We start from the raw sequence: 15,018 nt of genomic DNA, 5'->3' as shown, positions 1-15,018 counted from the left end.
CATTGTCGCGCGCCAAGGAGGAAAACATGGGCGTCGAACAGGCACCGACCGCGAAGGGCAAGCAGGCGGCCGAGGGTTTGAGGCAGGCAGCGGCAAAGGACGAACGCAAGACCGAGGTCGAAACCGGCCATGCGCTGAAAAAGGGCGCCGCGCGTTTCGAGGAACGCTCCAAAAGCTCGGACGGCAAAAGCGCCGGCACCAAGCAGAAGATCTGAGTTCTGTTCGCAAGCGGCAACCTGCCGCTCATTCCTCGGTGTCCTGCACCCAACTGCGCGGATGGCCGTCGACGCGGAACTGGAATATGAAATAGGGCGGAATGCAGGAGCCCTTGCCAGGCTTGGCTGCGGCCAGATCGTCGTAGCCGGCGGTGCAGATATAGTCCTCGCGGCAGGGATGCGCCTTGTCGCAGGCGCGCAGGCCGGCGGTCTTGGTGAATTCCTTGGTGCAGAATTTGTGGTCCTTGCCCGACGCGATGCAGTCGTTGAAACCGGTCTTGGCGAGGCGGCCGCAAGTCGCCTCGTCGGGAAGCTTGTCGCAGCTTGCCTTGCGCAGCATGCCCCCGGGAAAGCCACCGGTCTTCTGCTCGGGGTTGTCGTAGCGTTGGCGCGCCGCGCCATAGCCGGCGAGCTTGATTACCGGTTTCTTGTCGCGCGCCGGATCGATGGCGCAGGCTTTTGCGGTGGCCGGCGACAGGCGGCAATATTTGTCGCTGCCCCAGCTCGACATCTTAATCTCGCCGAACTCGACGGGGTCGCCGACTGCGGTGGCCGCCTCGCTGACGCAGGTGCCGAAGCCCGGATGGATGTCGCTTTCATGGACGCCGGCGCAGCGCAGGCTTTCGCCGCAGCTCCAGTCCTTGAAGCTGGCATCCTTGCCGCTGTAGCAGATCGAGCCCCAGCCATTGTAGAGATCGGTGCCTTTCAGCGCTTCGGCGAGTTTGGCGTCCGGACGGGCGGCGAAGCCGCGTGAGAAATCCGGATGGCCGCCGGCGGCGAAGTCCTCGACGATGGCGCGGCGGCGAGGCAGGTCGGCGAAGAACACCGCCGAGCCGGGGACGAAGACGGCGTTGCGGCGCGGCTCGCTGGCCGGATCGGCGCCGGTGTAATGGAAGCCGGCAATGCCGTGCGTCTGGTGGCAGCCGGTGCAGGTCATTTCGTTGAGACGCAGATTGAAGCCGGCCACCGATTTCACGCTGCGCAGCTCGTTGCCCTTGGCGACATAGTCCTGCAGTGCCTTGTCGATGTCGGCATCGTCGAGCAGCCCATAGGCGATATTGTTTTGCGACCTGGCCATGCCGCCGGGTGCGACCGAGACGGCGCTGGTCGCCAGGAACTTGTCGTCGATGACCAACCGGCCGCGATCGAGGTCGTAGAGGTTGCGGTCGGTGAGCAGCCATTTGGCGAAGGCCGGCCGGTCGGCCAGAACCACTTTCCGGTCGATCTGGTTCTCCATCTTCGATTCCTGGAAGGTGGACGTCGTTGGGTCCCATTTGAAAATCTTGAGGAGATATTCGGCGTGGCCACCGAAGTCGCGGCGGCTCGAGGCCGACAGCCGGAGAACCTGCATGTTCAGCTCAAGCCGCATGATCTGCGACGAATTCAGCATGGCGTTGGAGAGCGGCCCTTCGTCGGAGCGCAGCCAGGCTGCCAGTTGCTCGGGCGCAAGGTTCTTCTGGCCGGCGGCGAGCCAGCGCTTGGCGATTTCGGCACAGGAAACGGCGGTGGCGCTTGGACGGTCTCTCGAAGCGCGGGGGCGAGCCTCGCCGGGCCTGGCGTTGAAGACCAGACCCATGGTCAGCGGCAGCCGCGACGAGATGCGTTGCGCTGTCTTTCCCTTCGTGGGCTTCTCCGCCACCGAATAGTGGAAGCGGTAGATCAGCCTGATCTCGCCGCATTCGGTGTGGCCGAGATAGCCGCGGTCCATGCGGTTGACGACGCCGGTCAGGTCGAGCGTCGAGCCGTCATCGTCGATGTATTTCGGGTTGAATTTCTGGCTGGTGTCCTTCGACTTGGCCATGGCCGCGACGTAAGGATCGGGGCTATTGGCAGGCTCGTCGGCGATCTCCTGCTTGACGGCGTTGCGCACAGGGGTCAGCGCGCGCACCGAAAACAGGCCCCGATTGTCGACCTCGCGCGTGAGACCCAGCGCCGGGCCGAGCAGGCGGCTGATCGAGAGGCCGCCACGCTCAAGCGCCTGCAATGTCTCGGGATCGGTTACGGCGACGCTGGAATCGAGCGTCACGGCGCGCGCCGGCGACGGGCCGAGGCATAGCACCACCGCCAGCAGCAGAAATCGACCGATCGTCCGCAAGTCCCCGACACCCCCGTTCGAACCGGATGCTACAGCGCGCATGCCGCCTCGACCAGAGTGCGAACACGATGCCGCCGCCACGAAAAATACTGTGACTTGGCGCAACCATTGCGATAATTGTCTGTTGGGTCGGACTGGGCCACGACATCGGCCACGCCAGCCGAAATTTGCATACGGGGAGTTGCCATGCTCTGGAAGGGCCGCCGTCAGAGTGACAATGTCGAGGACGAGCGCAGCGACAGCGGCGGCGGTGGTGGTTTCGGCGGCGGCAGCCCTGGCCAGTTCCGCATCCCGATTGGCGGCCGCACCGGCGGCGGCGGCAGCATCCTGCTGGTCGTCCTCGTGGTGCTGGCCGGATGGTATTTCGGCTTCGATCCGTCGCAGATCCTGGGCAGCGGCGAGGGCGGCGGCGTGCTGCCGGGTGGCGGTGGCCAGATTACCGACAACAGCGGCGGCCAGGACGACGGCGCCGGCACGCCTGCTTCCGACGAGATGAAGCAGTTCGTGGCGACCGTGCTGGCCGAGACCGAAGAGACCTGGACCGGCATCTTCCAGTCGCAGGGCCTGAAATACGAGGACCCGAAGCTTGTGCTGTTCAGCGGCCAGATCCGCTCGGCCTGCGGCTCCGCCTCGACGGCAGCCGGACCGTTCTATTGTCCCGGCGACCACAAGGTCTACCTCGACACCACCTTCTTCCAGCAACTCGACCAGCAGTTCGGCGCTTCGGGGGATTTCGCCCAGGCCTATGTGATCGCCCATGAAGTCGGTCACCATGTGCAGAACCTCACCGGCATCCTGCCCAAGTTCAACCAGATGCGGCAGTCGATGGGTGAGGCGGAAGCCAACCAGATGTCGGTGCGCATCGAGCTGCAGGCCGACTGCTTCGCCGGCGTTTGGGCGCATTTCACCGCGCAGAAGGGCATTCTGGAACAGGGCGACATCGAAGAGGCGCTCAACGCCGCCAAGCAGATCGGCGACGACACGCTGCAAAAGAAGATGCAGGGCTATGTCGTTCCGGAAAGCTTCAACCACGGGACGTCGCAGCAGCGGCAGACCTGGCTGGCGCGCGGCTACAAGAGCGGCAAGCTGTCGGACTGCAACACGCTGACCGGCCCGGTTTGAGGCGCTCGCAAGTTCCAGCCGACCGCGGTCCAAAGCGCATCCGTCGGCGGGCCGATTCACCACCGGCAACAGATGTCAGGAGGAGAACGCCTGAGGCGTTCTCCTATTGTTCCAAAGTGGCGCCTCGCCTATAACGGGCGCCCGCCCAAGGGCGGTCTCAGGGAGCAGACGCCATCATGATCGACCCCAAAACCGCCAGGCGGGGCCTTGCGCTCGTCTTCACCACGCTGCTGCTCGACATTATCGGCTTCGGCATGATCATGCCGGTGTTGCCGGCCTTTCTCAGGGAGCTTTCCGGCGTCGGCATCAGCGAAGCGGCGATCGAAGGCGGCTGGCTGTTCTTCGTCTATGCGGCGATGCAGTTCTTCTTCGCGCCAATCATGGGTGGATTGAGCGACCGCTTCGGGCGGCGGCCGATCCTGCTTGCCTCGGTGCTTACATTCTCGATCGACAATCTGATCTGCGCCATCGCCTGGTCCTATCCGATGCTGTTCATCGGCCGCGTGCTGGCCGGCATTTCGGGCGCCAGCTATTCGACGACGTCGGCCTTCATTGCCGACATCTCGAACGACGACAACCGGGCGAAGAATTTCGGTCTGCTCGGCATCGCCTTCGGCGTCGGCTTCGTCATTGGGCCGGTGCTGGGCGGGCTGCTCGGCACGTTCGGGCCGCGGGTGCCGTTTTACTTTGCCGCCGGGCTTGCCTTCGTGAACTTCCTCATCGCCATGTTCTTCCTGCCTGAAACGCTCGATGAAAAGCACCGCCGCCGCTTCGATTGGAAACGCGCCAACCCGGTCGGCACGCTGCTGCAGATGCGCCAATATCAGGGCATCGGCTGGATCGGGCTCGCCTTCTTCCTGATGACGCTCGGCCACATGATGTATCCGGCGGTGTGGTCGTTCGTGTCCAACTACCGCTATGGCTGGAGCGAGCAGCAGATCGGCTTCTCGCTCGGCGCCTTCGGCCTGTGTGGGGCGATCGTCATGGCGACGGTGCTGCCGCGCGTGATCCCCAAACTTGGCGAATGGAGGACGGCGGTCATCGGCCTGACCTTCACGGCGGCCAGCGCCTTTGGCTACGCCTTCGCCTCGCAAGGCTGGATGATCTATGCGGTGATCGTCGTCGGCTGCCTGGAAGCACTGGCCGATCCGCCGCTGAGAAGCCTCGCCGCCGCCAAGGTGCCGCCATCGGCGCAAGGCGAATTGCAGGGCGCGATGACGTCGATCTTCTCGATCACCTCGATCATCACGCCGCTGCTGTACACCGCGATCTTTTCCTGGTTCACCGGGCCGAATGCGCCCGTGGTGTTCGGCGGCGCGCCCTATCTGGTTGGCGCGTGCTTCCTGACGCTTGCCGTCATTGTCTTTGTAACGAAAGTTGCGAGGCCGACGGCGGTGAAAAGCGTTGCCACCGGCGCTGCGGAAGATGGAGCCCAGATATGAGCCATGACAGCCGCATAAAGCTGACCAAGGACGGTTTGTCGCTGTCGCGGCTGGTGTTCGGCGCCTGGCGCCTGCTCGACAGCGCCGCGCGCCCGGACGCCGATCAGGTCGCGCGGCTGATCGGCACTGCGGTCGATCTCGGCCTTACCAGCTTCGACCATGCCGATATTTACGGGCATCACCAGGTGGAAGCTGCCTTTGGCGCCGGCTTGTCGCGCTGGAAGGGCAAGCGCGACAGCATCGAGCTGATCTCGAAATGCGACATCATTCTGGCATCGGCCAACCGGCCTCAGAACCGGCTGAAGCATTACGACACCAGTGCGGCCCATATTGCGGCCTCGGTCGACCGTTCGCTCGCCAATCTCGGCACTGACTATCTCGACCTGTTGCTGCTGCACCGGCCGGATCCGCTGATGGATGCCGACGAGACGGCGGCGGCCCTTGCCGGGCTGGTCAAGTCAGGCAAGGTGAGGGCGGTCGGGGTCTCCAACTTCACGCCGTCGCAGTTCGACCTTCTGGCTTCACGGCTGCCGTTTGCCTTGGCCACCAACCAGATCGAGATGTCGGTGCTGAAAACCAATGCGCTGACCGATGGCAGCCTCGATCACGCGCATAGGCATGGTTATGCGCCGATGGTCTGGTCACCGCTCGGCGGCGGCTTGCTGTTCACCGGCAAGGAAGGGCGCGAGGCGCGGGTCAGGGCGGCAATCGCGGCGGTGGCTGCCGAGATCGGCGCCGGCGACCTCGCCGCCGTCGCCATCGCCTGGCTGCTGCGTCATCCGGCGCGGCTGGCGCCGGTGCTGGGCACGATGAAGCCCGAGCGGCTGGCCGCCATGGTCAAGGCGCTGGAGATCAGCCTCGACCGCCAGCAATGGTTCGCCATACTGGAGGCCAGCGAAGGCCGGCCGGTGGCGTAAGGTCAGATACTAGGCTTCGATCCATTCGCTGGGCACGTCCAATGCCTTCGACAGCATGGTGCTGGTTTGCGCCGATGGCTTGCGGCGATTGGATTCAAGGTCCGACAGGAAGCCCTGGCTGACTCCGATGGCATCAGCCAACTCGGCCTGCGTCAGCTTGCGCCAGTTGCGCAGCGCCTTGAGCCGGCTGGAACCTCGCAAAATATCCATGGTCACCTCGGCGGGCAGGGGCTTTTCAGTTTTGAACTCGGCCTTCCGCTCATCGTAGATCGCCACATCCGCAGCGTCTTCTCTGGCTTCTTCGGCGGCATGCAGCAATGCCTCGTAGTCAGCCTTCGGGATGACGACCAGTTCTTCCCCGGTTGAAGTCCTTATGATTTGCGGAGCGTTCATGATGTGCTGTCCTATGGCCGGCTGTAGGTCGTCGTTTCGCGCTTGCCGATGTAGATCGCTAGGATTGTCGTGCGATCTTCATCAAATATAACGCGGTAGCGACCGATCCGAAGTCTGTAACCGTCTCGGCCGGCAAGACGTTTTACATCGCCACGCCCGCTGATGGCATAAGTGTTCAAACCTTCAGAGACCTGCTCGCGGACATCGGCCGGCAGGTTGTCGAGATCGCGAGCTGCCGACACCGAGAGGAGGATCGTCTTCACTCGCGCAATATCGCAGATTTATCGCTCGAGGTTAAGCGATATTATCACTGGTACATAGAGGGCTCAGGCCCGTTCGGCCAGCAGTTCCTCGCCGCGCTTTTCGCGGATCAGATTGACGAAACGGCGGAACAGATAATGCGAGTCCTGCGGACCGGGCGAAGCCTCGGGGTGATGCTGGACCGAGAACACCGGACGGCCGGTCAGCGCGATGCCGCAGTTCGAGCCATCGAACAGCGAGACATGGGTTTCCTCGACGCCATCTGGCAGCGAGTCGGCATCGACGGCAAAGCCGTGGTTCATCGAGACGATCTCGACCTTGCCGGTGGTGTGATCCTTGACCGGGTGGTTGGCGCCGTGATGGCCCTGGTGCATCTTTGCGGTCTTGCCGCCGAGCGCCAGGGCCAGCATCTGGTGGCCGAGGCAGATGCCGAATACCGGGATGTCGGTCTTGAGCAGGTTCTGGATGACCGGCACGGCGTAGTCGCCGGTGGCTTCCGGGTCGCCGGGGCCGTTGGAGAGGAAGATGCCGTCGGGCTGCATGGCTAGGATTTCTTCCGAACCGGTACCGGCCGGAACCACGGTGACCTTGGCGCCGAGGCCGGAAAGCAGGCGAAGGATGTTACGCTTGACGCCGTAGTCGACGGCGACGACGTGCATCGACGGCTCGGCCTGTTCGCCAAAGCCTTCGTTCCACACCCAGGGCGTTTCACGCCAGACCGAGGACTGGCCGGAGGTGACTTCCTTGGCGAGGTCAAGCCCGATCAGGCCCGACCAGGCGGCGGCGCGCCGCTTCAAATCGTCGATGTCGAAGATGCCGTCGGGCACGTGCGCAATGACGGCATTGGGCATGCCCTTTTCGCGGATCAGCGCGGTCAGCGCCCGGGTGTCGATGCCCGACAGCGCGACGATGCCGCGCTTCTTCAGCCACTGGTCCAGCCCAGTGCCGGCGCGGTAGTTGGACGGGTTGGTGACATCGGCCTTGAACACCGCGCCGACGGCGCCGGCACGGGCGACCGGGTTCAAGTCCTCGATGTCCTCGTCATTGGTGCCGATATTGCCGATATGCGGGAAGGTGAAGGTGACGATCTGGCCGGCATAGGACGGGTCGGTGAGGATTTCCTGGTAGCCGGTGAGCGCGGTGTTGAAGCAGACTTCGGCAACGGCGGAACCGGTGGCGCCGAGGCCGCGACCCTCGATGACGGTGCCGTCGGCCAGCACCAGGACGGCGGTCGGCTTTTCGGTTGCCCAAGGCGGGGTCAGTTCGGGGGTCATCTCGGCCATGGCGACGCTCCTGTCACGCTGCGCGCTTCGATGGCGGGCCATCTGCGCAGCAAACGGCGCGGCCGATCTCTCGAGCCTGCGCGCTTCAATTCTTTGTCTTATGCAAGGCCGAGTACATAGGGGAAGGCGCCAGAGCGGTCAATGATGCCGGGCCAAAACGGCGGGCATTTGTTTCGTCGAACAATATCAGAGGCTTGGCGTGTTTGCTTTACGAGTTCGCCACCGTTATTGTCCGCACCGTTCGAAGGAGAAAGCATCATGCGCGCAAAAATCGCCGAATCCCTGAAGAGCGCGATGAAGGCGCAGGACAAGCACCGGCTGCCGACGCTGCGGCTCATCCAGGCCGCCATTCACGACCGCGACATCGCCAATCGCGGCTCGGCCAAGGATCCCGCCAGCGACGAGGAGATCTTGCAGATCCTGGCCAAAATGGTGAAGCAGCGCGAGGAATCGGCCAAGGCGTTCGAGGACGGCAAGCGCCCGGAACTGGCGGCGCAGGAGCGTGGCGAGATGGAGATCATCCGCGGCTTCCTGCCGACGCAGCTGGACGAGGCGGCGGTGACTGCAGCGGCGCGCGAAGCGATCACTGCTACCGGTGCGACCAGTCAGAAGGACATGGGCAAGGTGATCGCTGTGCTGAAGCAGAAATATGCCGGCCAGATGGATTTCGGCAAGGCCAGCGGCATCGTCAAAGGCCTGCTGCAGTAGGAGCCGACACCACTTCAATGGCGAAGGAGAGCAGGGGCATTACCTCTGGGCAAGAAACGGTCCGCACCGGCTTAAGCGAGCCAAGCCTTGACCTGCCGGAGACACCCACCATGATCGAAATCGTCAAACCCACGCTCGAACATCTGCCCTCCTACAAGGCGGCGCTCGAGCGTGGCTGGTCGCCGGACAATGTCCGGCTGATGGAAGCGACGCGCGAGCAACTTGCGGCGATCGACGAGGATCCCGCGGCGTTCCTTGCCAGCCTCGACGATCCCGAGGCCAAAGGAGGCCCGATTACCTTGCCGGACGGCACGACAGTGCCGCGGCTGCCGGGCTTCCGGCGCTGGATCTGGGACGGCGAGGCCGCCGGCTCGATCGGCTTTCGCTGGCAGCCGGGTACGGCCGCACTGCCGTCGCATGTGCTCGGCCATATCGGCTATGCCGTGGTGCCGTGGAAGCGCGGACGAGGCTATGCGACCGAGGCGCTGCGGCTGATGCTGGACGAGGCGAGGGCTGTTGGTTTGCCATATGTCGAGCTCACCACCGACCTCGACAATCCGGCCTCGCAGAAGGTGGTGCTGGCCAATGGCGGCCGTGTGGTCGGTCCGTTCATCAAGGACGCCGCGTATGGCGGCTCCGAGAGTTTGTTGTTCCGGATCGATTTGTAGTCCGACGCTATTCGGCCGCTGCCTGCAGCGGCGGCGCTGCCCGGCTGCGCCCCTCCCACATGTAGGAGGCAAGTGCCACCACCACCGCCACCAGCATGGCGGCAGCGCCCACAACCGGCAGGCTGCGATAGCCGTAGCCGGCATTGAGCATGGCAGCGCCCAGCGACGCGGCGAGCGCGATGCCGACATTGAAGCCGGAGGGGATGAGCGAGGAGGCGAGGTTGGAGGCGTCCGCCGTCCAGGCCAGGATGCGGGTCTGGATCGGCGTGCCTATGGCGAAGTTGAGGCCACCCCAGATAACGATGGCGATGACCATCGGCACGGGGTAGGGGCTGACGGCATAGATCACGCCCAACATCACCGCCTGCAGCGCAAGCATTGTGATCAGCGACGGCATCAGCTTCCAGTCGGAAAGCTTGCCGCCGAGAAAGACGCCGACGGTGGCGCCGACGCCGTTGAGCAGCAGCACCCAGGGGATCAGGCCCTCGTCGAGATGGGTCACCTCAAGCAGTGTCGGGGTGATGTAGGTGAACAGGCCGAACTGGCCGATCATCAACATCAGCATCAGGATCAGCGAGGTCCAGACTTGCTGGCGCGCCAGCACGCGAACCTCGCTGCCAAGGCTGGTGGATGGACTCGATGCGCCCGTTTTGCGCGGCAGGAGGGCGGCCATGGCGGCAAACGCCACCACGCCCAGCGCGCACATCACCCAGAAGGTGGCGCGCCAGCCCCAGAGATTGCCGATTGCGGTGCCGGCCGGCACGCCGATGACATTGGATACTGTGAGGCCGGAGAGGATCACAGCCACGGCCATGCCGCGCTTGTCCTCGGGCACGAGGCCGACCGCCACCACCATGGCGACGCCGAAATAGGCGCCGTGTGCGACGGCGACCGCAATGCGCAAGAGCAGCATCGAGGTAAAATCGGGCGCCAGCGCGCAAGCGGCCTGGCCGATGGTGAAGGCGACGGTCAGGCAAAGCAGCAGCGTCTTGCGGGAAATGCCCTTGGTGGCGAGCGCCAGCAATGGCCCGCCAATCGCGATGCCGCCGGCATAGCCTGAGACGAGATAGCCGGAGGTCGGGATCGAAACGCCAAGGCCGTCGGCCACTTGCGGCAATACACCGGCGATGACGAATTCGGTGGTGCCGAAAGCAAAGGCGGCAATGAACAGGGCAATGAGCGGGAGCATGACGGAAGCGATCCTCGGATAAGGTCGCCTCAAACCATGGATGGGGTTCGTGGGCAATGCAGAAATTATCGACGCCGCTTTAGGTTTTCTTGATCAGCTTGCCTTCAACCGCGACCCACCCAGCAACCCCCGCTCTTCCAGCACCGGGTAGGCCATCGACGCCAGCAGCGAGTTGATCTGCTTCAGGTCGCGGATGGTGTCGAGGTGGATGGAACTTGTTTCGACGCTCTTGGCGGTGCCGTCGCGCAGGCGCACGAAATGGCTGGCGCTGGTTTCCTTTTCGCGGTCGCGCAGCCGGTCCTTTTCCAGCACCAGCTGGCGGGCGGTCTCAGGGTCGCGCGACACCAGCACGTTGAAAGCAAGCCTGGCATTGGCCAGCACCGAGGTGTGAAAGGCGAGCAGCTCGCTCCAGCCCTCGGGCGTGAACTCCAGCCCGCGCTCGAACTTCTTCTTCACATGCACCAGCATGTTGCGCACGATGATGTCGCCGACCTGCTCGAGCTTGACGCAGGCGCCTATCAGCTCCTGGCAGCGCAGCGCCTCGTCCTCTGTGAGCGAGTTCCTGGTCAATTTGGCCAGATAGAGCTTGATCGCCGCGTGCTTCCTGTCGACGCGGTCGTCAAGGGCGGCCAGCGCCTTGATCTTGTCGCCGTCGGCGCTTTCATACAGCTCGATGATGCGCTTGAGCATGATCTCGACCGTCTCGCAGACGCGCACCACCTCGCGGGTGGCGTTGGCCAGCGCCTGGCTCGGAACGTCGAGCGCGCCGTCGTTGAGGGCGGAGAGTTCGACCACATCGAGCTCTGTAGCCGGCGCTGGCTTGGTGCCCATTGCGACGATCTTCTCAGAGGCACGATAGATCAGGCTGGCAAGCGGCAGGCCGGCGAGCAGGATCAGCACATTGAACAGGATGTGGGCGTTGACGATCTGGTCGGGCACGGTGGCGCCGAGGAAGGCGACCGGCGGCTTCAGCGTCATGAACAGGATCAGCATCATCAGCGAGCCCATGCCGCGCATCAACAGATTGCCGATCGGCACGACGCGCACGCCAGGTTCGGCACTTCGGGTGAGCAGCGGCGCGATGATCGACGAGCCGAGATTGACGCCGAGCACCAGCACGATGCCGAGTTCGGGCGGGATGAAGCCGCGGCCGGCCAGCGTCACCATCAAAAGCACGGCGGCGATCGAGGAGTGGAAGAGCCAGGTAACGAGCGCGGCGAGCAGATAGGCGGTGACGTAGTCGCTGGAGAAATATTCGATGATGAGCGGCATCAGCGTGCTCTGCCGCAGCGGCTCCGACGCCTGGCCGATCATTTCCAGCGACAGTACCAGAAGGCCGATGCCGACCAGGATACGGCCGAACTGGCGCCAATCGCGCCGCTCGGTGGCCATGAACATGACCGTGCCGGCGACGAGGCAGATCGGCACCAGCAGCGTCAGATCGAAGGTCAAGAGCTTGACCACCAGCGCCGAGCCGATCTCGGCGCCGCGCACAGCCAATTGGCCCGACATGCCCGAGACGATGCCGGCGCCGGCGAAGGAGCCGACGAGAAGCGTGACGGCGGTCGAGCTCTGCAGCGCGATGGACAGGCCGCAGCCGGCCAGCACCGCCATGATCGGATTGCGCATGGTGGAGCGCAGCCGGTGACGCAGCACGTCGCCATAGGCGCGCTCGACGCCTGTCTTGACCATGCGGGTGGCAAACAGCATCAGCGCCACCGCGCCCGCCAGATGCAGCAGGACGACGGAGCCGCTCATTTCGAAACCCGCACGCAGACAGCTACCGCGACGCGGAGGGCGCGCAGTGCAGGGAGGAAAACGGGGCTGCGAATCATGGTCATGACAGTCTTGAACAATATCCGGAATATTTTAGCCGGGTAATAAAATCTTGTCGATTTCAAGAGCCGTCGCGGCGCGACAGGGCGTGTCGGAAAATGGACGGATGCGCAAATGGTTGCATGGCGGATCCCTGGTGATGGCAGCGGATCGTCCCGGTTTGCCGGACTCCCGGCAATCGCCTTTGCGATGATGTTCAAATATCCAGGATAAGCACCGGATTTCATTACGTAAATGTAATGCTAGTGTTCAGTTTCGGTTCATCCTTCGGGCGCTATTCCCTAGGCATCGACAACCAAGGAGCCCCGCTATGAAACGTGTTGTTCTTTCCGCCCTCGCTTTCTCGATGCTGGCCGCCACTTCGCTTACCGGCCAGGCCGCACCGGTGAACGCACCGGTCGCACCGCAGTCGAATTACACGCGGGTCGACTGGCAGAGGCCCGGCAAGCATGTCGATGTCAGGAAGCGCGTCGTGAAGAAGACGGTGGTCGTCAAGCGCAGCCATTGGCGCAATGGCCAGAAATATTCCAGCTGGAAGCGGCACCAGCCGATCCGCGATTATGGCCGCTATGGCCTGCATCGCCCCGGCCGCGGCCAGGAATGGATCCGCGTCGGCAACGACTATGTGCTGGTCAGCGTCCTGTCCGGCATCATCTTCGGCGCCATTGCCGCGCATTAAGCCCGGCCTCGCCGGCGCAATGCAGAGACTTGAAAGGAGGCGGCCCGAAACGGCCGCCTTTCTTTTGGCTGTAGAAACCGGGCTTTTTGGCTGTGGAAACCGGGTATGGTCCGCAATAAGGGTCGTCGGATTCCGCGAGCATGATTATATGAGGGACAAACGAGTTCCCCAATGCGCTTTCCGCCCGCCTTTCTCGATGAGATACGCGACCGTGTGCCGATTTCATCGGTCATCGGCCAGCGCGTCGCATGGGACAGGAAGAAGACCAACGCCTCGCGCGGCGACTATTGGGCCTGTTGTCCGTTCCATGGCGAAAAGAGCCCCTCCTTCCACTGCGAGGACAAGAAGGGCCGCTATCACTGTTTCGGCTGTTCGGTGTCGGGCGATCATTTCAAGTTCCTGACCGAGCTCGACGGATTAAGCTTTCCCGAAGCGGTCGAGAAGATCGCCGACATGGCCGGCGTGCCGATGCCGGTGCGCGACGAGCGGGAAGAACAGCGTGAGAAGGAACGCGCCAGTCTGACCGATGTCATGGAGATGGCGACTGCCTTCTTCCAGGAGCGGCTGCAAGGACCGGAGGGTGCAAAAGCCCGCGCCTATCTCAGGGATCGCGGGCTGACGCCGGCGACGCAGCAATCGTTCCGGCTGGGCTTTGCGCCCGACAGCCGCAATGCGCTGAAGGAACATCTTGCCGCCAAGGGTGTGCCCAAGGCCGACATCGAGGCCTGCGGGCTGGTGCGTCATGGCGACGACATCCCGGTCTCCTATGACTGGTTCCGCGATCGCATCATGTTCCCGATCCCGGATTCGCGCGGCAAGATCATCGCCTTTGGCGGCCGCGCACTGGCGCCCGATGCGCTGGCCAAATACATGAATTCGCCCGACACGGAGCTCTTCCACAAGGGCAACGTGCTCTACAATTTCGCCCGCGCCCGCAAAGCGCTGGCGAAAGGCGGCACGGTGATTGCCGTCGAAGGCTATATGGACGTGATTGCGCTGGCGCAGGCCGGCTTCGAGAATGCCGTGGCGCCGCTCGGCACCGCGCTCACCGAAAACCAGCTCGAACTTCTGTGGCGCATGGCGCCTGAGCCGATGCTGTGCTTCGACGGCGACCAGGCCGGGCTGAAGGCGGCGTGGCGCGCCGCGGATCTCGCGCTGCCGTCGGTGCAGGCCGGGCGGTCGGTGCGCTTTGCGCTGTTGCCGGAGGGCAAGGATCCCGACGATCTGGTCAAGGCAGAAGGGCCGGACGCGTTTCGTGCCGTGCTGGCGGAAGCGCGGCCTCTCGCTGATTTGTTGTGGATGCGTGAGACATCCGGTGGCGTCTTCGACACGCCGGAGCGGCGGGCGGGGCTGACAAAGACGCTGCGCGAACTGACCAGCCGCATCCGCGATGAGAGCCAGCGCTACCACTACCAGCAGTGGATGCGCGAGCGGGAGCTGACCTTCTTCAGCGCCCAGCGCGAAGTGCGGCAAGGTCGCCAGGACTGGAAACCGGGGCAGGGCAAAACGCCCGCACCCGGCGGACAGTTCGCCAAAGGCAGCGGGGCAGGCGCGCGCGCCGCGATCACCGAAAGCCTCGGCCGCTCCGCCATGGTCAAACGCGGTGGCGAGATGATGTCGGTGCGCGAGGCGACGATCATCGTAGCCCTCGTCAACCATCCGGCGCTGATCGACGAGAACTTCGCCCATGTCGAGTTCCTCGATCTCGCCAACACCGATCTGCAGCGGCTGCACGCCGCCATCCTCGATGCGATGGCGCACGACATGGCCAATGACCGTAGCGCGGTGATCGCCACCATCGAACGTGCCGGCTGCAGCGATATCTGGGGGCGCGCCGTGGCGCTCATCCAACGGGCCAGGCAATGGCCCGCGCTGGAAACCGCAGCGCTTGACGATGCCCGCGACGCCTTCAGCCAGGCGCTGCACTTGCAGCGCAGCGCGCGCACCTTACATAAGGAGCTGAAACAGGCGGAAGCAGCGCTCGCCAGCGATCCCACTGACGAAAACTACCGGCACCTCATCGAGATTCAGGCGCAATTCCGTGATGTACAAGCAACGGAAGCGCTGATCGAAGGCTTCGGTGTGTCCTCGGGCAGGGGTGGGCGCGTGTAGGTCGAAACCTGCGCAAGAATGGATGATGTACGTGCTGCGCGTCGAATCGACGCCTCTAAGTCGGGTAATTGATTCGCTTTTTTGATGCGAATCATGCG

14 protein-coding genes are annotated in these 15,018 nt (G+C 63.8%); 8 read left to right on the top strand and 6 right to left on the bottom strand.

Features of this window, described 5'->3' with window-relative positions; translation table 11 throughout:
• Positions 1 to 26 precede the first annotated feature (26 nt).
• Positions 27 to 215 (top strand): hypothetical protein, encoded by a 189-nt coding sequence (locus AC3CCE_RS03930; RefSeq protein WP_023672434.1) that lies wholly within the window; start codon positions 27 to 29, stop codon positions 213 to 215.
• A gap of 28 nt (positions 216 to 243) precedes the next feature.
• On the opposite strand, the gene AC3CCE_RS03925 is transcribed toward AC3CCE_RS03930, so the two are convergent.
• Positions 244 to 2,352: a hypothetical protein gene (locus tag AC3CCE_RS03925; RefSeq protein WP_050588577.1), complete on the bottom strand. Its 2,109-nt coding sequence runs from the start codon at positions 2,350 to 2,352 to the stop codon at positions 244 to 246.
• Between the two features lie 144 nt (positions 2,353 to 2,496).
• On the opposite strand from AC3CCE_RS03925, the gene ypfJ reads away from it, so the two are divergent.
• The 3 genes from ypfJ (at position 2,497) to AC3CCE_RS03910 (ending at position 5,791) form a co-directional block, all read left to right on the top strand.
• Complete coding sequence (ypfJ, locus tag AC3CCE_RS03920) at positions 2,497 to 3,432, top strand: KPN_02809 family neutral zinc metallopeptidase (RefSeq protein ID WP_352626132.1); 936 nt, start codon at positions 2,497 to 2,499, stop codon at positions 3,430 to 3,432.
• A gap of 176 nt (positions 3,433 to 3,608) precedes the next feature.
• Positions 3,609 to 4,874 (top strand): TCR/Tet family MFS transporter, encoded by a 1,266-nt coding sequence (locus AC3CCE_RS03915; protein ID WP_352510511.1) that lies wholly within the window; start codon positions 3,609 to 3,611, stop codon positions 4,872 to 4,874.
• Positions 4,871 to 5,791: an aldo/keto reductase gene (locus AC3CCE_RS03910; RefSeq protein ID WP_352626133.1), complete on the top strand. Its 921-nt coding sequence runs from the start codon at positions 4,871 to 4,873 to the stop codon at positions 5,789 to 5,791. The genes AC3CCE_RS03915 and AC3CCE_RS03910 overlap by 4 nt, the downstream gene beginning before the upstream one ends.
• A gap of 9 nt (positions 5,792 to 5,800) precedes the next feature.
• Here the strand turns inward: AC3CCE_RS03910 and AC3CCE_RS03905 are convergent, their stop codons facing one another.
• The 3 genes from AC3CCE_RS03905 to carA form a co-directional block, all read right to left on the bottom strand.
• The gene (locus AC3CCE_RS03905; protein ID WP_023748195.1) at positions 5,801 to 6,184 is read right to left on the bottom strand and encodes a helix-turn-helix domain-containing protein; all 384 of its coding nucleotides are present in this window, start codon (positions 6,182 to 6,184) and stop codon (positions 5,801 to 5,803) included.
• Between the two features lie 11 nt (positions 6,185 to 6,195).
• Positions 6,196 to 6,447 (bottom strand): type II toxin-antitoxin system RelE family toxin, encoded by a 252-nt coding sequence (locus AC3CCE_RS03900; protein ID WP_352626134.1) that lies wholly within the window; start codon positions 6,445 to 6,447, stop codon positions 6,196 to 6,198.
• A gap of 63 nt (positions 6,448 to 6,510) precedes the next feature.
• Positions 6,511 to 7,728, bottom strand: a complete 1,218-nt coding sequence (gene carA / locus AC3CCE_RS03895; RefSeq protein WP_352626135.1) for a glutamine-hydrolyzing carbamoyl-phosphate synthase small subunit — start codon at positions 7,726 to 7,728, stop codon at positions 6,511 to 6,513.
• 258 nt (positions 7,729 to 7,986) lie between these two features.
• Here carA and AC3CCE_RS03890 point away from each other — a divergent pair, with 258 nt between their 5' ends.
• Positions 7,987 to 8,436: a GatB/YqeY domain-containing protein gene (locus AC3CCE_RS03890; RefSeq protein ID WP_031197556.1), complete on the top strand. Its 450-nt coding sequence runs from the start codon at positions 7,987 to 7,989 to the stop codon at positions 8,434 to 8,436.
• Between the two features lie 110 nt (positions 8,437 to 8,546).
• Entirely contained in the window at positions 8,547 to 9,104 is a 558-nt protein-coding gene (locus AC3CCE_RS03885; RefSeq protein WP_352626136.1) for a GNAT family N-acetyltransferase, read from the top strand.
• Positions 9,105 to 9,111: 7 nt separating this feature from the next.
• Here AC3CCE_RS03885 and AC3CCE_RS03880 read toward each other — a convergent pair whose 3' ends face one another.
• Both AC3CCE_RS03880 and AC3CCE_RS03875 read right to left on the bottom strand, forming a co-directional pair.
• Positions 9,112 to 10,293 carry an MFS transporter gene (locus AC3CCE_RS03880; protein ID WP_023689752.1) on the bottom strand — a complete coding sequence of 394 codons (1,182 nt, stop codon included), beginning with the start codon at positions 10,291 to 10,293 and terminating at the stop codon, positions 9,112 to 9,114.
• A 93-nt stretch (positions 10,294 to 10,386) separates the two neighbouring features.
• Complete coding sequence (locus AC3CCE_RS03875; RefSeq protein WP_023691517.1) at positions 10,387 to 12,051, bottom strand: Na/Pi cotransporter family protein; 1,665 nt, start codon at positions 12,049 to 12,051, stop codon at positions 10,387 to 10,389.
• Positions 12,052 to 12,439: 388 nt separating this feature from the next.
• On the opposite strand from AC3CCE_RS03875, the gene AC3CCE_RS03870 reads away from it, so the two are divergent.
• Positions 12,440 to 12,808, top strand: coding sequence for an RcnB family protein (locus AC3CCE_RS03870; protein ID WP_023672444.1), 369 nt, complete (start codon positions 12,440 to 12,442; stop codon positions 12,806 to 12,808).
• 171 nt (positions 12,809 to 12,979) lie between these two features.
• A complete protein-coding gene (gene dnaG / locus AC3CCE_RS03865; RefSeq protein ID WP_023697080.1) occupies positions 12,980 to 14,920 on the top strand; it encodes a DNA primase in 1,941 nt (646 codons plus the stop codon).
• The last annotated feature ends 98 nt before the right edge of the window (positions 14,921 to 15,018 follow it).

It is taken from the genome of Mesorhizobium sp. P160187, assembly GCF_057766425.1.
The sequence above is the reverse complement of the archived record's forward strand: the minus strand, read 5'-3'. Positions and strand labels throughout refer to the sequence as shown.